The organism is Tomitella fengzijianii, from assembly GCF_007559025.1.
Classification (GTDB): domain Bacteria; phylum Actinomycetota; class Actinomycetes; order Mycobacteriales; family Mycobacteriaceae; genus Tomitella; species Tomitella fengzijianii.
On the sequence record NZ_CP041765.1, the window covers coordinates 1,872,824 to 1,891,023 of the forward strand.

The 18,200-nt window shown below is 71.7% G+C and carries 16 protein-coding genes; 6 read left to right on the forward strand and 10 right to left on the reverse strand.

Translation table 11 applies throughout. The features are described from left to right. The first annotated feature begins 79 nt into the window (after positions 1 to 79). Both FO059_RS08525 and FO059_RS08530 read left to right on the forward strand, forming a co-directional pair. Complete coding sequence (locus tag FO059_RS08525; protein WP_143907965.1) at positions 80 to 1,732, forward strand: FMN-binding glutamate synthase family protein; 1,653 nt, start codon at positions 80 to 82, stop codon at positions 1,730 to 1,732. Positions 1,733 to 1,838: 106 nt separating this feature from the next. Next, positions 1,839 to 3,659, forward strand: coding sequence for a molybdopterin-dependent oxidoreductase (locus FO059_RS08530; protein WP_143907967.1), 1,821 nt, complete (start codon positions 1,839 to 1,841; stop codon positions 3,657 to 3,659). A gap of 69 nt (positions 3,660 to 3,728) precedes the next feature. Here the strand turns inward: FO059_RS08530 and FO059_RS08535 are convergent, their stop codons facing one another. The 5 genes from FO059_RS08535 to mgtE form a co-directional block, all read right to left on the reverse strand. After that, on the reverse strand, positions 3,729 to 3,926 hold the full coding sequence (locus FO059_RS08535; RefSeq protein ID WP_143907969.1) for a type 2 periplasmic-binding domain-containing protein: 198 nt from the start codon (positions 3,924 to 3,926) through the stop codon (positions 3,729 to 3,731). 149 nt (positions 3,927 to 4,075) lie between these two features. Further along, on the reverse strand, positions 4,076 to 5,752 hold the full coding sequence (gene lnt, locus FO059_RS08540) for an apolipoprotein N-acyltransferase (protein WP_143907971.1): 1,677 nt from the start codon (positions 5,750 to 5,752) through the stop codon (positions 4,076 to 4,078). Positions 5,753 to 5,755: 3 nt separating this feature from the next. Continuing rightward, the gene (locus FO059_RS08545) at positions 5,756 to 7,363 is read right to left on the reverse strand and encodes an amidohydrolase (RefSeq protein WP_233266781.1); all 1,608 of its coding nucleotides are present in this window, start codon (positions 7,361 to 7,363) and stop codon (positions 5,756 to 5,758) included. A 112-nt stretch (positions 7,364 to 7,475) separates the two neighbouring features. Continuing rightward, the gene (locus FO059_RS08550) at positions 7,476 to 8,030 is read right to left on the reverse strand and encodes an FxsA family protein (protein ID WP_158726516.1); all 555 of its coding nucleotides are present in this window, start codon (positions 8,028 to 8,030) and stop codon (positions 7,476 to 7,478) included. A gap of 177 nt (positions 8,031 to 8,207) precedes the next feature. Then, complete coding sequence (gene mgtE, locus FO059_RS08555; protein WP_199257024.1) at positions 8,208 to 9,551, reverse strand: magnesium transporter; 1,344 nt, start codon at positions 9,549 to 9,551, stop codon at positions 8,208 to 8,210. A gap of 102 nt (positions 9,552 to 9,653) precedes the next feature. Between mgtE and FO059_RS08560 the strand changes: the two genes are divergently transcribed. Beyond that, positions 9,654 to 10,637, forward strand: coding sequence for a hypothetical protein (locus FO059_RS08560; RefSeq protein WP_143907974.1), 984 nt, complete (start codon positions 9,654 to 9,656; stop codon positions 10,635 to 10,637). Here the strand turns inward: FO059_RS08560 and FO059_RS08565 are convergent. From FO059_RS08565 to FO059_RS08575, 3 genes are all read right to left on the reverse strand, one after another. Beyond that, on the reverse strand, positions 10,588 to 11,466 hold the full coding sequence (locus tag FO059_RS08565) for a universal stress protein (protein WP_143907977.1): 879 nt from the start codon (positions 11,464 to 11,466) through the stop codon (positions 10,588 to 10,590). The genes FO059_RS08560 and FO059_RS08565 overlap by 50 nt on opposite strands. 175 nt (positions 11,467 to 11,641) lie before the next feature. Further along, entirely contained in the window at positions 11,642 to 12,664 is a 1,023-nt protein-coding gene (locus FO059_RS08570) for an LLM class flavin-dependent oxidoreductase (RefSeq protein ID WP_143907979.1), read from the reverse strand. Positions 12,665 to 12,885: 221 nt separating this feature from the next. Further along, a complete protein-coding gene (locus FO059_RS08575; protein ID WP_143907981.1) occupies positions 12,886 to 13,680 on the reverse strand; it encodes an SDR family NAD(P)-dependent oxidoreductase in 795 nt (264 codons plus the stop codon). Between the two features lie 248 nt (positions 13,681 to 13,928). Between FO059_RS08575 and FO059_RS08580 the strand changes: the two genes are divergently transcribed. After that, on the forward strand, positions 13,929 to 14,504 hold the full coding sequence (locus FO059_RS08580) for a dihydrofolate reductase family protein (RefSeq protein ID WP_143907983.1): 576 nt from the start codon (positions 13,929 to 13,931) through the stop codon (positions 14,502 to 14,504). Between the two features lie 37 nt (positions 14,505 to 14,541). Then, a complete protein-coding gene (locus FO059_RS08585) occupies positions 14,542 to 14,952 on the forward strand; it encodes a PPOX class F420-dependent oxidoreductase (RefSeq protein WP_143907985.1) in 411 nt (136 codons plus the stop codon). A gap of 21 nt (positions 14,953 to 14,973) precedes the next feature. Here the strand turns inward: FO059_RS08585 and FO059_RS08590 are convergent, their stop codons facing one another. After that, the gene (locus FO059_RS08590) at positions 14,974 to 16,140 is read right to left on the reverse strand and encodes a M24 family metallopeptidase (protein ID WP_143907987.1); all 1,167 of its coding nucleotides are present in this window, start codon (positions 16,138 to 16,140) and stop codon (positions 14,974 to 14,976) included. Positions 16,141 to 16,181: 41 nt separating this feature from the next. Here FO059_RS08590 and FO059_RS08595 point away from each other — a divergent pair, with 41 nt between their 5' ends. Beyond that, positions 16,182 to 17,123: a 5'-3' exonuclease gene (locus tag FO059_RS08595; RefSeq protein ID WP_143907989.1), complete on the forward strand. Its 942-nt coding sequence runs from the start codon at positions 16,182 to 16,184 to the stop codon at positions 17,121 to 17,123. A 46-nt stretch (positions 17,124 to 17,169) separates the two neighbouring features. On the opposite strand, the gene FO059_RS08600 is transcribed toward FO059_RS08595, so the two are convergent. Continuing rightward, positions 17,170 to 18,066 carry a DUF4333 domain-containing protein gene (locus FO059_RS08600; protein ID WP_143907991.1) on the reverse strand — a complete coding sequence of 299 codons (897 nt, stop codon included), beginning with the start codon at positions 18,064 to 18,066 and terminating at the stop codon, positions 17,170 to 17,172. Positions 18,067 to 18,200 lie beyond the last annotated feature (134 nt).

Here is an 18,200-nt window from a genome sequence, read left to right on the forward strand (position 1 = left end):
ACCCGTCCTCGGGCGTGCGGGGTACAACGAGAGTGGGGAGGCGACCATAAGTTCGCAACTCACGGTTTAGGAGTAGACGATGTTTCGATGGTTGGCGGTTGCAGCGCTGTGGATGATAGGCGGCCTGTCGTTCGTTCTGGTGTTCATGGTGTCGCTGTGGTGGCTGTTCCTCACGGTGCCGTTCCTGCTCCTCGCGCTGGTGGGCGCGTGGGATCTGCTGCAGGCCCGGCACAGCATCCTGCGCAACTTCCCCATCCTCGGGCATGCGCGCTTTATGCTCGAATTCATCCGTCCGGAGATTCAGCAGTACTTCGTCGAGCGCAACACCGACGGGACGCCCTACGACAGGGACACCCGCTCCACGATCTACCAGCGGGCCAAGGACATCAAAGACGTCGAGCCCTTCGGCACCGAACGCAACGTGAACGCGATCGGCTACGAGTTCGTCCGCCACTCGATCATTGCGCAGCCGGCGCCCGCGGAGACCCCGCGCGTGCGGATCGGCGGCCCGGACTGCAAGCAGCCCTACGACATGGCGCTCTACAACGTCTCCGCGATGAGCTTCGGCGCGCTGTCCGCCAACGCGATCATGGCGCTGAACGGCGGTGCGGCGAGGGGCGGCTTCGCCCATGACACCGGGGAGGGCGGCCTGAGTCCGTACCACCTCAAACCGGGCGGGGACCTCATCTGGGAGATCGGCACCGCCTACTTCGGTACCCGGACCGAGGACGGGCACTTCGATCCGGACACCTTCCAGAAGAAATCCCAGAATCCTCAGGTGAAGTGCATTTCCATCAAGCTGTCGCAGGGGGCGAAGCCCGGGCTCGGCGGCGTGCTGCCAGGGCCGAAGGTCACCCAGGAGATCGCCGACACCCGTGGTGTCCCCGTGGGCAAGACCGTCGTCTCCCCACCGTCGCACAACGCCTTCCACACGCCGGCCGAACTGTGCCGGTTCATCGGCACGCTGCGTGACTTGTCCGGCGGCAAGCCGATCGGCTTCAAGCTGTGCGTCGGATCGCGCAGTGAGTTCCTCGGCATCTGCAAGGCGATCCGGGAAACCGGCATCGCACCCGATTTCATCATCGTCGACGGTTCCGAGGGCGGCACCGGCGCCGCGCCCCTCGAGTTCGAGGACAACGTGGGCATGCCGCTCACCCATGGCCTGATGACGGTGCACAACGCTCTGGTGGGGACCGGGCTTCGGGATCAGATCCGGGTCGGGGCCTCCGGAAAGGTGGCCAACGGCATCGACATCGTCAAGAGGGTCATCCAGGGCGCCGACTTCACGCTCGCCGCGCGGGCGATGATGTTCGCCGTCGGGTGCATCCAGGCGCAGAAGTGCCACACGAACACCTGCCCCGTGGGCGTCACCACCCAGGACCCCAAGCGTTTCCGTGCGCTGGACGTGCCGGACAAGACAACGCGCGTGTACAACCTGCAGCGCAACGTGGTCGACAACGCCAAGCAGGTGGTCGCCTCGATGGGGCTGGGCGGCTTCGACGATCTGCACCCCTCGATGCTCATGCGGACCGTCAACTTCAACGACCAGCGCACCTATGCGGAACTGTACGAATGGCTGCGGCCCGGCCAGCTGCTGGAGGATCCGCCGCTGTCGTGGATTGAGGACTGGGAGTGTGCGCGCGCGGACACGTTCGTTCTCACGGCCGCGCAACTTCCGGATCCGTCCCGGCGCACCCCGGTGTACTCCGAGGAGGTCCCGTTGGCGGTCTGATCCGCGCCGGCCGGCCGCTGCCGGCCGAGGCGCTCCGGAGCCGGAGACGCGGGTCCCCGGCCGTTTGTGACACGAACGATCGCTGCACGGACCGGCAGGCGGGGAAATGACACAGCAAGGCCGTGAGAACAGTCGCGACGCCGCTGCCGCACGACGCAGGGAAGCCGCCGGAAGACGAAGGGACTCGGCCGAGCTCGAGGACGACTTCCACAACGTGGCACTGCTCCGCGAGGAGGGCGTGCACCCGCGCATGTCCCTCACCCGCATCCACGTGCGGATAGGGCGGCGGTTCGTCTCGGTGTGGTGGGCGCTCCCCGCGGCGCTGATCGGCGGCATCGCGGTGGTGATCGTGGCCAAGGTACTCATGGGCATCGATGCCGTCGGTGGAACCGACGGGTTCACCGCGGCGCACCCGTGCGAGCCGTCGATGGACGAGCTCCGGTCGGAGGGCCGGCCGTTCGGCATACCGGCGTGGAGCATCGCCACCCACGCGCTGAACTTCTTCATCATGGTCATGGTGGTGCGGGCCGGCTGGCAGATCCTCGCCGACCACCCACGGCTCTACCTCAAGATGCACTGCACCCCGGACAAGGAATGGTTGCGCTTCCGCGGCGCGATGCCGAAGAACCGCGTCTGGACCGCGAAGGACGACGCCATCACGCTCAGCCCGATGGTGGGCATGCCCGGCGGGCGGCACACCATCGGGGTGGCGCGCCACTGGCATTTCCTGTTCGACATCCTGTTCGTGCTCAACGGCGTCGTCTTCATCGTCCTGACCTTCGCGTCCGGACACTGGCGCAAGCTGGTCCCCACGGAGTGGTCGATCTTCCCGGACGCGGTCTCCTGCCTGGTGCAGTACTCGTCGCTGCGCCTGCCGCACGAACTCGGCGGCTACTACACCTACGACGCGCTTCAGCAGCTGAGCTACTTCGCGATCGTGTTCATCTTCGCCCCGCTGGCCATCCTCACCGGCATCGCGATGTCGCCGGCGATGGACAACCACTTCACCTGGTATCAGAAGATCTTCGGCAACAGGCAGATCGCCCGCTCGCTGCACTTCCTGGTGATGGTCGTGTTCGTCGTGTTCTACGGCATCCACATGCTCATGGTGGCCGCCACCGGGTTCGCGGAGAACCTCAACGCCATCACGCTCAACGTCGCCCCCGCCGACGGGTTCAACCTCAACGGCATAGCGCTGTGGGGCCTGGCGATACTCGTCGTGATCCTGTTCAACGTGTGGGCGGTCCGGTTCTCCTGGACCCACACGCGCGTGCTTCAGCGCATCTCCAATGCCACGGTGGGCAGAGTTATGGACGTGCTGTTCGACAAGTACGCACCGAAGGCCGAGTACAAAGAAGAGGACATCAGCCCGTTCTTCTGGCCCAACGGGCTCGTCCCGGTATCGGAGGAATGGCACGGCCTCCACGACGGCGGTTTCGAGGACTACCGGCTGAAGGTGACCGGGCTGGTCGACAATCCCGTGGAGCTCTCGCTCGAGGACATCAAGGCTCTCGCCCACCGCGACCAGATCACGATGCACAACTGCATCCAGGGCTGGTCGGCCATCGGCAAGTGGTCGGGACTGCCGTTCAGCGCGCTCATCGACCTGGTGCAGCCGACGCCGGAGGCGCGCTGGGCGATCTTCCGCTCCTTCGGCGAGGGCGGCGAGGGCGGTCAGTACTACGACTCGCACTCGATGGTGGACCTCCGGCATCCGCAGAGCCTGTTGGCCTACGAGATGAACAACGAGCCGCTGCCGGTCGTGCACGGAGCGCCGCTGCGCCTGCGGGTGGAGAACCAGCTGGGCTTCAAACAGGTCAAGTGGATCAAGGAGATCGAGTTCGTCCACGACTTCCGCGATTTCGGCGCGGGGCTGGGCGGATACAACGAGGACCACGAGTTCTACGGCTACCGCGACGAGATCTGACTGCGGTGCGGGGCGCGGAACGCCCGCCCCGCACCGCAGTCGGCCGCAGGCGGTCGGCGCCCTCCGCAGTCAGAGGCGGTGCTGCAGGAACTCGTCAGGCGGCGTCTGCTCGGCGCGGTCCGCGGCCTCCCCCAACAGCCGCGCGATTTCGCGTGCGTCCTCGGGGGTGAGCGTCACCGTGGCGCCGGACACCTCGAGCACCGCCTTGTCCAGCCTGTTGCACACGGAGATCTTGCCGCGTTCCGAATCGCGATGCTTCAACGACACTGCAGTCCTCCCCGGATGATTCGGCCTGTGAGCATGCGCCCCGGTGGGGATCGGCGCCGCGCCGACCGCATCGCACGGCGCCTTTCACGCAGAGTAGACGCCCGACGACGTCGGTGCCGCTGATTCCGCAGGATTCCTGCGCGTTGAACTCACCGCGTCGATCGCCGGCGCAGCCCGGCGCCGACGGATGCGGCCAGCGCGATGCCGCCGAGGGCGCTGAGGATGTATTCGGGCCACGGGCCGGCGACGGTTGCCGGAGTCAGCTCGGTGCGCAGCGGAATGGATGCGACCAGTGCCGCCGGCACGTCCACGCCGGTGCGCTGGGTGACGGTGCCGTCGGGCGCGATGATCGCGCTGACCCCCGTCGTCGCGGCCACGACCGCCGCCCGCCCGTGTTCCGCGGCGCGCACCCTCGTCATCGCCAACTGTTGGTAGGTCATCTCGCTGGGGCTGAAGGTGGCATTGTTCGTGGGTGCGGCCAGGAACTGGCCGCCCGCCCGGACCGCGTCGGTGTACGCGCGGTCGAACGCGATCTCGTAGCACGTGGCCACGGCGATGGGGACCCCGTCGGCGGCGACGACGCCGTCTCCGTGGCCTGGCACGAAATGTCCGGCCTGATCGACGTAGGACGAGAAGTGCCGGAAGAAGTCACGGAACGGCATGTACTCGCCGAACGGTTGGAGGATCGCCTTGTCGTGCCGGTCCGCCGGGCCGGTGCCGGGGTTCCAGACGATCACCGAGTTGGTCGTGGTGCCGTCGCCGTTGTTCAGCACGGCGCCGACGAGGATCGGCGCACCGATGCGATCGGCGGCATAGGAGATTTCCCGCGCAGCATCTGAGTTGCGCAGCGGGTCGATGTCGGACGAGTTCTCCGGCCACACCACGACGTCCGGCCGCGGCTCCCGCCCAGCGTCCACGTCGTCCGCCAGTTGCAGGGTGCGCCGCACATGCATGTCCAGGACGGCCCGTCGCTGGGCGTTGAAACCGAGCCCCAGGCGCGGCACGTTCCCCTGCACTGCGGCGACGGTGAGCCGCCGGCCGCCGGAGTCCATGTCCGGCAGGAATGGCGCGCGCACCGCGCCTGCCACCAGCGGCAGGGCGACGGCCGTGAGCGCCCCGGCCGCGGCGAGCATCCGGGTCCTGCGGGCCGCGCGGGGCGGACGACTCCCCCTGTCGCCGGACCGTTCCGCGACGGCACTCGCGGCGAGGACCACGGCCGCGGCGAGCCCGGAGCCGACGAGGGCCACCGCGAAGCTGAGCAACGGCGCGCCGCCCAGGGAGGCCAGGGGCAGCAGGATGCCGTCGGGCTGGCCGAAGGCGAGACGCCCCCAAGGGAACCCCCCGAACGGTACCGACGACCGCAGCCATTCGGTGCCCGACCAGCACGCGGCCACGGCGAACGGGCGCAGCCACGGCGGCGCCACCGGCCACCTGTACAGCACCGCGACGGCAAGACCGAAGAGCCCGACGAACAGGGATTCGGCGGCGACGAGCGCCAGCCAGGGCACCGGGCCCACGTAGAGCCCCACCCAGGGCAGCAGCGGGAGCAGGAATCCGGCACCGGCGAGGAAGCCGTATCCGAAGCCGCCCCACAGCGAAGGTGCGCCGGTCCCAGCGGCGACCCCGTCGACGCCGTCTGACCGCGAGCGCCGGGGCCAGGTGATCGCCAGCACGGCGAGCGCGATGCCCACCGGGGCCAAGTACCACGCAGTGCGCGGCGGGTAGGACGCGAAGACCACCAGTCCCCCGCCGGCGGCGAGGACCTGCCGGGGCAGGGCCCGCAGCCAGCCGAGCGCGAAGCGCCGCACGCGCGCGGGTGCCGCCATCGGTCAGGCGGCCGTGTAGATCATGCGGCCCGAGCGGACCGTCGCGAGACAGCGCGGCGCAGGCGCGTCGGCCGACATGTCCGGCAGCGCGGGCACCCGCGAGCGCGGATCCGTGGACCAGCGTGCTATCGACTTGGACGACGCGGCCACGACGAGCTCACCGGTCTCCCAGACGGCAAAGGAGGCCTCGGCGCCGGGCTGCAGCGTCCCCGCCATGCCGTCCCGCAGACCGGCGGCCCGCCAGGCGCCGCGGGTGGCCGCGGTGAACGCGGCCCGCGGCGACAGCGAGTGGTCGTCGACACTGTGGTTGACGGCCGCACGGACCGCGGCCCACGGGTCCATGGCGGTCACCGGGGAATCCGACCCGATGGCGAGCGTGACGCCCTCCGCAGCGAGGACGGAGAAAGGGTTGGTCTGAGCTGTCCGCGCCGCGCCGAGCCGGTCCGCATACATCCCGTGGGGACCGCCCCACAGCGCGTCGAACACGGGTTGCACCGATGCCACCGCGCCGAGCCGGCCGAGGACAGCGGCCTGCTCTCTGCTCACGAGCTCGGCGTGCTCGATACGGTGCGCGCGCCCGGCGACGGCGGGCCCGCCCATCGCCTCGGCGGCGGCCGCGAAGGCCCCGGTGGCGGCGTGGACTGCCGCGTCGCCGATGGCGTGGAAACCCGCCTGGATGCCCGCCTCGGTGCACGCCCGCAGGTGGGCGGCCGCGGCCGCACCGTCCAGGTGTGCGGTGCCGTTGCCGGAGTGGTCGGCGTACGGCTCGTGCAACCAGGCGGTGCGGGACCCCAGCGCGCCGTCGAGGAACAAGTCCCCGCCCAGGGCGTGGGCGCCGTGCTCGGCGAGCAGGCTGCGGGCCTGCCGGGCCGTCGTCACCGGCTCGCCCCAGTAGCCGCGGACCGCCACGGAGTGTTCTCCGGCGCCCATCGCCAGCACTGCACGGAAATCATCCGCACCGGCGATGTCGGGTCCCCCGCACTCGTGCACGGCGACGATTCCGTGGGCGGCGGCGTGGTCGAGGGCCGCCCTGCGGGCGTGATCGAGCTGGGCCGGGTCCAGCAGCAGGCGCGCGCGGGTGCGCACGGCATGGTGCTCGTCGCCGTGCAGCGGTTGCGCGGGGGCGCCCTGCGCGGGCGCCGGCAGGCCGGCCGACGCGATGAGGCCGCGGGACGCCGCGGCGGAATGCTCGTCGATCCGGGACAAGTAGACGTCGCGGCCGGGGGCGACGCCCTCCAGGTCGTCCGCCGACGGCGCACGGCGCTCCGGCCAGCGGGTTTCGTCCCAGCCGTGCCCCCAGATGATCCTGGTCTCCGGATGCCGTCGCGCGTAGGTGCCGAGAGCGTCGAGGCAGTCGGCCAGACTCGCCGCGCCCGACAGGTTCAGGCCGGTCAGGGACAGCCCGGTATCGGTGACGTGCACGTGCGGGTCGACGAAGGCGGGCGCCACAAAGGCCCCCTGCAGATCGATCACCCGCGCGTCCGGATGCAGCGCGTGTGCCGGGTCGTCGTCGCCGAGCCAGGCCACCGTGCCGTCGACCACGGCCATCGTCGTGGCGTACGGGTGCGAGGGGCTGTGGATGCGTCCGCCGATCAGCAAAGTGGTGCTCACAGCGAACCAGTGTGCCCTTCCGGATCGGCGGGCGCCGCAGCGGCTCCGGCGGCGGTCCCGCAGTGCCGGCTCCGCGGTGCTGGTTCCGGATCGCCGGCGGCGCGCACCTCCGCTATCGCGTGCGGCCGCCGGACGACGGCGGGAGCACTTGCGGGAAGATCGTTCCGTAGTCCGTCGCTGTGCTGGAGTCCGCCGATGTGCCGGCCCGGCCGTCGTCGTCGATCACCTCGCCGTCGACCACCGGCGCGCCGCCGGTGCGGGTGCTCCGCGCGGCGACGACCCCGATCACGGGGAACCGCCGAAGGCCCAGCGCCACTACGGCGGGGCTGAGCACGCGGCGTGTCGGGGGGAAGAGGAAGAGCAGGCCCGCGACGCTGGTCACCAGCCCCGGCACCATCAACATGCCGATGCCGGTCGCCGTCAGGGAGCCGTCGGCCAGCGCCTGCATGGGCTTCCGCGGTCCGTCGGCGCGCGCGCGATCCTGGGCGGTGCGCGCCTGCGAGACGGATTCGGCCCACCGGCGCGTCTTGACGCTCAGGGCGATCACACCTGCGGCGGTCCCGCTCATGACCAGCAGGATCGCCCAACCGAAGCCGATCCACGCCGTCACCGCCCACACGGCGGCGATCTCGACGACGAGATACACGAGGAACAGCAGTCGGAACACGGGCAGCCCCTTTCATCCGGGCGGGCCGGCCGCAGCGCTGCTATCCGGCCCATACCTTTACAACGCGCGGGAGCGCCTGTGCGTTCCCGCGCGTTGTGGAGACAGGGGGTGCGGGCACCGCGGTCCGCGGGCGGCCGGGCCGAGGACGGAGCACGAACCGGGCGGCATCGGCGACGGTCAGAACATCACGAGCCGGGCGATCTCGAAGTAGATCACGAGCCCCGTGCCGTCGACGATGGTCGAGATCATCGGCGCGGAGACGACGGCGGGGTCGAGCCCCACGCGGCGCAGCAGCAGGGGCAGCACCGAACCGATGAACGACGACCACAGCACGATCGCCGCCACGGTGAGCGTGACGGTGACGGCCACCTCCACCCCCACCCCCAGCGTCCAGGCCCGGATGATCGCGGCCACGGCCATGGTGATCGCGATGAACGAACCCGCGCTGAGCTCCTTGACGATGACCCGGCCCATGTCCCGCAGCCGCACGTCGCCCAGCGCCATTGCGCGTACCAGCGTGGAGGTGATCTGCGTGCCGGTGTTGCCGCCGGTGCCGATCAGCAGCGGGATGAAGAACGACAACGCCACGACCTCGTCCAGCTCGGCTTCGAAGTGTCGCAGGACGGTGCCGGTGTAGGCCTCCGCGACGAAGAGCACCAGCAGCCAGATGATGCGCTTGCGCCACAGGAGCAGCGGCGACGCGCGCAGGTAGGGGGTCTCCAGCGGGTTGGAACCGCCCTGGCGCTCTGCGTCCTCGGTGAACTCCTCGTCGACGATGTCGGCGACGTCGTCGGAGGTGATGATGCCGATCAGCCGACCCGCGTCCACCACCGGCAGGGCGAACAGGTGGTTGCGGATGAGCATGCGCGCCGCCTGCTCCTGGTCGTAGTCGGCGTCCACGGATAGCAGGTCGGTGTCCATCACGTCGCGCACCAGCGCGTCGCCGGGCGCCAGGACCAGGTCGCGGAACGACATCACGCCCACGAGCACGCCGGCGGCGTCGGTGACGTAGATGTAGGCGAGCGTCTCGGTGTCCGCGGCCTGGGCACGCGCGGCCCTGTTGGCCTCCTTGATGCTGAGGTCGTCGGGAATCGCCGTGACGTGGGGGGTCATCCGGGCGCCCACGGAGTCCGCGGGCCGGCTGAGCAGGCCGGCGATCACCTGCCGCTGCCCGTCCGGCAGCATCCGCTGGGCTTCCAGGCGCTCGTCGTCGGGCAGCAGCCGCAGGATCTCCGCGGTCACGTCCGGTGCGGCGGCGGTGAGCGCGCGGGCGCGCAGCGGGGCGTCCAGCCGGGCGAGGACGTCCGCACCGTCATGCGGGCTGGCATGGTCGAGAAGCTCCGCCAGGTCCGTCTGCTCCAGAAACTGCAGCACGCGTGCGCGTTCCGGCGGGTCGAGCGACGCGATCTGCCGGGCGCGCCGGCCGGCGTCCGGGACGGCGGCGAGCCACGAGGACAGATGGTCCGGCAGCCGGTCCGCGTCGGCGAGTCCCGCGAGATCCGAATCGTCGACCGTGGACACCTCGTACCTCCTTTGCGCGCGCTCCCGCGCCTGGATGCGGGCCGGCCGAGCGGTTCCCGGCGGACTGGCGGACCTGCGATCACGGGCCGCTATCCTTGCCGCGTGACTCTATCGTCCGCGCCGCGGCACACCGGCCCCGAACGTCGCGACCGACGGTTCCGGCCCCGCGCGGGGCGGCTGACGCCGGGTGACGTCGCGGCGCTCGCCGCCTATGCGGAGTCCGCAGAGGCCGCGGTGCGGATCGATCCGCGGGCCGCGGTCACGGTGATCCACCCGCCGCGCGCCTCCGTGGGCTCCCCCGCTTCCGGGGCCGCCCCGCCTCGCCTGTCGGTGCCCGAAGACGATGGCGACCGGCAATCCTGGCAGGTGCTGTGCTCGCCGCTCACGGGCCGCGCCGGGGGTGTCCGCGACGTCCGCCCGGTCGCAGAGCGGCTTTCGGACCTGCCGGCGCCGCGCGATGCCGCGGCGGCGCCGGGGGACGGAAGCTTGCTGGCGGTCGACGACGGACGCCGCGACGTCGCGGGCGCGCACGCGCTCCTATCGGTGATCGCAACGGACATCGGCGGTTTCACGCTCGAGGTGTGCGGCGAGCCTGTAGGGCTGAGCGTTCCGGATCCGATGGTGCCGCGCGCAGCGGCAGCAGCGGCGGGGCTGCTGGTGGCACAGCAGGCGCCGATCCCCGGTGCGGCCAGAGGCGCGGTCGACGCCGTCCGCCGACTGCTCGCCGGCATCGAAGGGGTGGACGCGGCGGCGCCCGCCGGCACTGCAGCGCCGGCGGGCGCCGCGGCGGAGATCGGCTGGATCCCCCACGACGCCGACGACCGCGTGACGCTCGGCGCCGCCACAGACGGGGCGGTGCTGGACGCGCGGCGGCTGCAGTTCATCGCCGCGATCGGCTGCCCCGTCATCGTGGGGCCGAGGCGGACGCTCCTGCTGTGCGACTTGGACGAATGGACCGCCGAGCAGGTGGTGCGGGTGCTCGCGCCCATGGGCTTCGTCTTCGACGCCGACTCGCCCACGGTGCGCGAACTCGACCTCAGCTGTGCACCACCATCACCGGGCAGCGCGCCGAACGCAGCACCTTGATGCTCGTCGAGCCCAGCATGAGGCCGGCGAATCCGCCGCGCCCCCTGCTGCCCACCACGACCAGTTGCGCGCCCTCGGCGTGGTCGAGGATCGCGGTGTCCGGCCGGTCGAGCACCACGACATGCTCGATGTTCAGATCCGGATTGTCGTCGCTGTAGCCGGCGAGCTGTTCGGAGAGCACGGCGTCCGCCACCGCCGCCTCGTCGAATAGCCCGCGGACCTGCGCGATGGGGTCCATGGTGCTCAGCGGCACGTCGCTCCACGCGTGCACGGCGACCAGCGTGGCGCCCCGCGCAGACGCCTCGCGTACTGCGGTGGCGACGGCCTTGGCGGAGTTCTCCGAACCGTCCACACCCACCACCACCGGGCCGCTGACCGGTGCCGGCGCCTGGTCGTCCTCGCTGCGCACGACCACCACCGGGCATGCGGCGTGCCGGGCCACGAGCGAGCTGATCGACCCCATGAAGGCGCTGGCGAGCCCGCTGAGGCCACGCGTGCCGACGACGATCGTCCGTCCACGTTCGGACAGTGCCAGCAACGCCGGGCCCGTCGCCTCGAGCTTGACCACCGATTCGACCTCGAGCCCGGAGGCGACATCGTGGGCTTCGGCAGTGGCCTCGCGCAGGATGCGCGCGCCGTCTTCCTCGAGCGCGGTGAAGAACTCCTGCGGCAGGTTCCCGCCCATGCCGTAGGCCACCGGCGCGCTCACCGCGGTGACGATGAGCAGCGGCGCGCCGTGCAGGTGCGCATGGTGCGCCGCCCACCGCACCGCGAGCCTGGCATGGTCGGAACCGTCCGTGCCGACGATGACGGGCTTGACTTCTGTCATGGATTCTCCTCACCCCGGGTCCGTGCGGCGGGTCCGCACGGCGATCGATCCGACCCGGCCGGCATGCAGCGTCCGCGTCGGCCTCCGCCCTGATTCAATCAGCCGCGGACCACCAAGGCCACCGGGCGGCAGAGAACCCCCCTGTGATGTCGCGGACCCTCAGCCGCCGTGACGATCACGCCGCGGCGCCGCGGCTTCGGCCGACACCGCGGGCGTTGAGCGGGGCGAGCAGTTCGAGCGTGCGCAGCCACGCCGCACGGTCTGCGGCCTGCGAGACGACGATCAGTTCGTCGGCGTCGGCGTCCACCGCGAACCGGTCCAGGTAGTCGGTCACCTCGTCGGCGGTGCCCACCGCCGAGTACTTCGTCATGCCCGCCACCTGCGCCCCGGCCGGCGACTCGAGCAGCGCGTCGAGCTCCTCGTCGGTGAAGCGGCGGTCCCGGGCGCGGCCGCGACCGACCAGCGCGGCGACGCGGCGGCGCCGGGCGTCGTGGAACAGCTGCCGGGCGCGCTCGGCGGTGTCGGCGGCGACCACGTTCACCCCGGCGATCACGTGCGGCTCGCTGAGCTGCGCGGACGGCGTGAACTCGTCCCGGTAGACGCGCACGGCGTCGTGCATGGCTGCGGGCGCGAAGTGCGAGGCGAACGAGTACGGCAGACCGAGAGCCGCGGCGAGGTGCGCGCCGAACAGTGAGGAACCCAGGATGTAGAGCGGCACCCCGGTGCCCTTGCCGGGCGTCGCTTCGACCCCGTCGATGCGGCTCTGGCCGGACAGGTAGCCCTGCAGTTCCAGGACGTCCTGCGGGAAGCGGTCGGCCGACGTGTGATCGCGCCGCATCGCCAGCATCGTCTGCTGGTCGGTGCCGGGTGCGCGGCCCAGGCCCAGTTCGATCCTGCCGGGGTGGAACGAGGCGAGGGTGCCGAACTGTTCGGCGACGGTGAGCGGTGCATGGTTGGGCAGCATGACGCCGCCCGAGCCGAGCCGGATTGTCGAGGTCGCGGCGGCCACCTGCCCAATCAGCACGGCGGTCGCGGACGAGGCGATCGTCGGCATGTTGTGGTGTTCGGCGTACCAGATCCGGCGGTACCCCCAGGCCTCTGCGCGTTGCGCCATGTCCACGCTGGCGCGGAGGCTGTCGGCGGTGGTCTCGCCGCGCACGACCTGCGCGAGATCGAGGATGGACAGCGGATACGCCATGACCGGACCTTTCGACGGGGGTGTTCGGGCACCGACAGGGCAGGCCGCAGCGCGCCTTTCCGCGCGCAGGCCTGCCCTCTCATCCGATCAACACGGCGGGCGGCGATCCTGTTCCCGGATACGGGTTCCGGGATCGCAGTCTCCCGTCCTGACTCCGAGTCCCCGCGCCAGGACGCTGTGCCGTGCGCCTGTGCCAGGAGGCGGCGCAGAACCGCTGCGCGTCACCGCGGAAGGCGCCGCCAGACGAACCCGGGGACCAGCCGCGCCACGGCGAACACGGCGCGCAGGCGACCCGGGATCCACACGACACGGCGCCTGCGCGCGAGTGCGTCGACGACCGCGTCCGCGACCTCGTCCGGGGTGCTGGACATCGGTGCGGGCTTGACGCCGTCCGCCATCAGCCCCACGGTCATCGCGCCGACGACGAAGCCCGGACGCGCCAGCAGCAGGTCGACGCCGGTGCCGGTGAGCGCGTCGGACAATCCGCAGGCGAATCCGTCGAGCCCCGCCTTGGCGGACCCGTACACGTAGTTGGCGCGGCGTACGCGCACACCGGCGACCGAGGAGAACACGATGATGCTGCCGCGGCGGCCTCCCCGGGCGGGCGCGGCGCGCAGCACGGAGGTGAGTTCGGTCAGCACCGAGGCCTGCGCGACGAAGTCGGTGTGCAGGATGGCGGCGGCGTGGGCGGAGTCGGTCTCCGCGCGGGCCTGATCCCCCAGGATTCCGAACGCCAGGACGGTGACGCCCGGCGCGCCGAATTCACTCGTCACCGCGTCGACGAATCCGCCGTGCGAGGGCAGGTCGTCGGCGTCGAACTCGCGGACGGCCACCGCGGCGGCCCCGGCCGCCCGGAGCGCCACCGCATTGGCCTCGAGCGCGCGCCTGCGCTCCGGCTCCTCCGTACGGCGGGCGGCGAGCACGACCGTTCGTGCGTCGCCGGCGGCGGCGGCGGCGCGGGCGACACGGAGCGCCACCTGCATGCCGATGTCGCTGCATCCGCCCAGCAGCAGCACCGGGCCGCGGGCGAAATCGCCCCGAGGGCTAGGAGCGACGGGAGATGCTGGAGACGATGTACCGGGCACGCGATCAGTGTGCACGATCCCCGCCGGCCGCGTCGCATGCAGGCGGCGGCGATGAATTTCGGCACGCGCGGGGGTCGGTACCGGGACCGGCCGCACGGCCGGAGCGGCCAGGACACGTGACGGCAGGGTGACCTGCCTTCGACGGCGGGTCCTGGCGCCCCGACGAACCAGGAGTACCCATGCGCACGGTGATCGCCACGGCCTTCGTCTCGCTCGACGGCGTCGTCGAGGCCCCCGGAGGAGAGCCCGGATACCGCAACTCCGGCTGGACCGTCCAGGGCGTCGACTTCGACGAGGACGCCTACCGGATCAAGGGCGAGGAGCAGGACGAGGCCGCGGCCATGCTCCTCGGGCGGGTCAGCTACGAGTCCTTCGCCGCCGTGTGGCCGGACATGGTCGACGAGTTCCCCTCCTACAACGCCATGCCCAAGATGGTCGTCTCCACGACCCTGAGCGACGAGGACCTGGTGCAGAACTGGGGTGAAACCACGATCCTGCGCGGCGTCGACGACGTCGCGGCCGCCAAGGAGGGCGACGGCGGCCCGATCATCATCCACGGCAGCGCGACGCTGGTGCGGAGCCTCACGGACGCGGGGCTGATCGACCGATTCCATCTCCTGGTCTTCCCGCTGCTGCTCGGCGCCGGCAAACGATTGTTCAGCGCGGCGGACAAGGACATGCAGCGCCTCGACCTGATCGACAGCGTGCGGTACCCGAACGGCATCCAGAAGCTCGTCTACGCGACGCGGCGCTGAGCGGGGACCCGGCGGGCCGGTCGGCTACGGTCCATGCATGCCCATCGGACCCGAGCAACTCCACCCGAGCGCGCTGGACTTCCTGGCCGACCGTCACCTGGCCACCCTGGCGACGCAACGCGCCGACGGCAGCCCGCACGTGGTGGCGGTGGGCTTCACCTGGGACGCCGCGGCGGGACTGGCCCGGGTGATCACCAACGCCGGATCGCAGAAGGCGCGCAATGCGCAGCGCGGCGGGCGCGCGGCGCTGACCCAGATCGACGGCGCACGGTGGCTCACCCTCGAAGGATCGGCGCGCGTGAGCGACGACCCCGACGATGTGGCCAGAGCGGTCGAGCTCTACGCCGGCCGGTACCGGCAGCCGCGTCCCAACCCCGCACGCGTGGTGGTCGAGGTGGCCGTGGACCGGGTCCTCGGCCTGCAGACACTGCTGCGGGCGCCGGCGTAGCGGGTCCGCTGCGGGCGGACGTCAGTGCGCGGACAGGATCCCGAGCGCGCGGGGGCGGGTGTTGAGCGGCTCGCACCCGTCGTCGGTGACCACGACGATGTCCTCGATGCGCGCACCCCACTCGCCCTGGAAGTAGATGCCGGGTTCGATGCTGAACGCCATGCCCGGGCGCAGCAGCTCTGCATTCCCGGCGACGATGTAGGGCTCTTCGTGCACCGACAGCCCGATGCCGTGCCCGGTGCGGTGCACGAACGCGTCGGCCAGGCCGTGCCGGGCGAGCTCGTCGCGCGCGGCGGCGTCGACGGACTCCGCGGTGACGCCCGGGCGCGCCTGGCGGCGGGCCGCCTCCTGCGCGGCCTCGAGCAGGGCGTAGCGGCGGGCGATCTCCGGGTCCGGCTCGCCGATGCAGTAGGTGCGCGTGGAGTCCGAGTTGTAACCGGGCTCGACGGGCCCGCCGATGTCGATCACGACCACGTCGCCCGCGGCGAGTACGCGGTCCGACACCTCGTGGTGCGGGTCGGCCCCGTGCGGACCGGAGCCGACGATGATGAATTCCGGCTCGGTGTGCCCCTCCTCGACGATCGCCGCGGCGATGTCCTCGGCGGCCTGCCGCTCGGTGCGCCCGGCCTTGAGCCACTCCCCCATCCGCGCGTGGACCCGGTCGATGGCCGCGCCGGCCCGCCGCAGCGCCTCGACCTCCTCGGCGTCCTTGATCATCCGCAGCTCGCGCAGGACCGGCGTGGCCAGCCGGGCGGGCGCGCCGATCCGCCCGGCGAGCGGCACGACGTGCAGCGCCGGCAGCGCCGGGTCCACCGCGATCGCGGGCGCGCCCGTGCCGTCCCCCATCGCCTCCGCGACGATGTCGGTGACGAGCCCGTGCGGGTCCACGCCGTCGACCCAGTCGAGCACGCGCAGCCCCAGCTCGGCTATCGCCGAATCGCGCAACGACGCCAGCTCCAGCCGCGGAACCACCACGGTGGCCGGGGCCCCGGAGGCCGGAACCACGATGGCCGTGAGCCGCTCGAAGGAATGCGCCCGCGAACCCGTGAGGTATTGCAGGTCGGGACCGGTGCCGATCACCAGAGCGTCCAGGCCGGCGTCGGCGGCGAGGCGGGCGGCGCGGGCGAGGCGGTCGGCGTACGTGGCTGCGGCGAAACGGGTGGCGGGCTGCGGTGCGCTGTCGGTCATGCGACCAGCGTATCGCCGAGGCGCCTGGCAGGATCGCACCCATGACCGAGCCGCTGATGCTGATCGATGGTGCGAGCCTGTGGTACCGCGCCTTCCACGCCCTGCCGGAGAAGATCACCGCCCCCGACGGCTCCCCGGTGAACGCCGTGCGGGGGTTCACCGACATGGTGTCGGCGCTGATCCGGCGGGAGCGTCCGGCGCGGCTGGTGGTGTGCCTGGATCGTGCGTGGCGCCCGCAGTTCCGCGTGGACGCCGTGCCCTCCTACAAGGCGCACCGGGCGGTCGAGGGGGACCCCGGGCGCGAGGACGCGCCGGAGGCGCTGCTGCCACAGGTTCCGTCGATCCTCGCGGTCATGCGCGCCGCGGGGGTCGCGATCGCGGGGGCCGAAGGCTGCGAGGCCGACGACGTCATAGGGACCCTGGCGCACCGCGAGTCGGTGGACCCCGTAGTCGTGGTCAGCGGGGACCGGGACCTGCTGCAGGTGGTGCGGGACGAGCCGACGCCGGTGCGGGTGCTGTACGTGGGGCGGGGCATCGCCAAAGCCGAGGACTTCGGCCCGCAGGAGGTGGCCGCGAAGTACGGCGTGCCGCCCGCCCGCGCGGGCGCGGGGTACGCCGAGCTGGCGTTGCTGCGGGGCGACCCGTCCGACGGGCTGCCCGGGGTGGCCGGCATCGGCGAGAAGACCGCGGGACGGCTGCTCACCGAGTACGGCGACGTCGGCGCACTGCGCGCCGCCGCGGCCGACCCCGGCTCGACCCTGACGCCGCGGGTGCGCACCAGCCTCGTCGACGCTGCCGGCTACCTGGATGCAGCGCTTCCGGTGGTGCGCGTGCGCACCGCAGCGCCGGTGGAGTTCGACGGCGGTCCCGGGGATGCGCTCCCCCGGACGCCGACCGACACCGCCGCGTTGGACGAGCTGGCCGGCCGTCTCGGAATCGGGAACGTCGTGGAGCGTCTCGTGTCCGCACTGGCGGACCGCTAGCCTCGGCCGCGCCGTCGGCACCGGGAGAGTCACCCCCCCGGGAAAGTCAGCCCACCGGGGCGGAGACCACGTAGGCGCCGTCGTCCCCGTTGAAGGTCGCCTGGACGGAGGTGACGCGCCCGTTCACCACGGCCTGGCAGGTGAAGGAGTCACCGGACGAGACCTCGATGCGCGACGGGCACTCGACGGTGCCGACCCCGCCGATGCCGAGGTCGTTCTCGAGAACCTGCGCGATCGACGATTCCGCGGCCTGCGTGTCGAGGACGGTGGTCACGAAGAACGCGGGCCACACGAATCCGAGTACCAACACCACCACGGCTACTGCGGCCGCCAGCGCGGCGAGCGAGGCGACCAGCCTTCCGCGGCCCGCGGAAGGCTGCTGCGGCGTCTCAGGTTGCGCCTGCCCGGGCCGCGGCATACCGGGCGGCCCGGCGGGATCCTGCCCGGGCGGCGCCCACGGAGAACCGGCGGGAGGCTGTTGCCCGGCGTACCGGGGATCGCCGTACGGCTGCCCGCTGTACTGGGGGTACGGGGCATACCCGGCCTGCGGATACGAGTGCGACGGGTATCCGGTCTGCGGATAGTCCGAGTACGCCTGACTTCCGGTGCCCGCGTCGCCGGGCGGGTACGGCCCCGACGGCGGGAACTGCTGGGCGGGCGGGAACTGCTGGGCGGGTGGGAACTGCTGGGCGGGTGGGATCTGTCGGGTCGGCGGTGACTGCTGCGGGGACGCCGCCGTGCGCCCGTCGCCAAACGGATCCGCCCATTGGGAATCCTGAGACCATTGAGGGTGCTGAGACCATTGAGGGTCCTGCGGCCCCGGGGCGTCCTGAGTCCACCGGGCGTCCTGCGCCTGGTACGCCTCGTCGGGGTGCGGCGTGCCGGGGCCCGGGCGCTCCTGGTCCTCGGGGCCTCGGTGCGGCTGGTCCTGCGGGTCCGTCATCGACTGTCCTCGTGGTCTGCTGCGTGACTTGCGATCTGTTCTCGTGGAGTTCCGCCGTGCGGCGATGCACTGCGCCCGTCGCGTCCGGATCCGTCGCATCCAATCTAAACGGTATGCCACGGTTCATCGGCTCA

Bases quoted from the DNA above. Each gene is read 5' to 3' on its own strand.
- FO059_RS08525 (WP_143907965.1), top strand. From the start codon at position 80: ATGTTTCGATGGTTGGCGGTTGCAGCGCTGTGGATGATAGGCGGCCTG.
- FO059_RS08595 (WP_143907989.1), top strand. From the start codon at position 16,182: ATGACCGAGCCGCTGATGCTGATCGATGGTGCGAGCCTGTGGTACCGC.
- FO059_RS08570 (WP_143907979.1), bottom strand. From the start codon at position 12,664: ATGGCGTATCCGCTGTCCATCCTCGATCTCGCGCAGGTCGTGCGCGGC.
- FO059_RS08580 (WP_143907983.1), top strand. From the start codon at position 13,929: ATGCGCACGGTGATCGCCACGGCCTTCGTCTCGCTCGACGGCGTCGTC.
- FO059_RS08600 (WP_143907991.1), bottom strand. From the start codon at position 18,066: ATGACGGACCCGCAGGACCAGCCGCACCGAGGCCCCGAGGACCAGGAG.
- FO059_RS08530 (WP_143907967.1), top strand. From the start codon at position 1,839: ATGACACAGCAAGGCCGTGAGAACAGTCGCGACGCCGCTGCCGCACGA.
- FO059_RS08590 (WP_143907987.1), bottom strand. From the start codon at position 16,140: ATGACCGACAGCGCACCGCAGCCCGCCACCCGTTTCGCCGCAGCCACG.
- FO059_RS08565 (WP_143907977.1), bottom strand. From the start codon at position 11,466: ATGACAGAAGTCAAGCCCGTCATCGTCGGCACGGACGGTTCCGACCAT.
- lnt (WP_143907971.1), bottom strand. From the start codon at position 5,752: ATGGCGGCACCCGCGCGCGTGCGGCGCTTCGCGCTCGGCTGGCTGCGG.
- FO059_RS08585 (WP_143907985.1), top strand. From the start codon at position 14,542: ATGCCCATCGGACCCGAGCAACTCCACCCGAGCGCGCTGGACTTCCTG.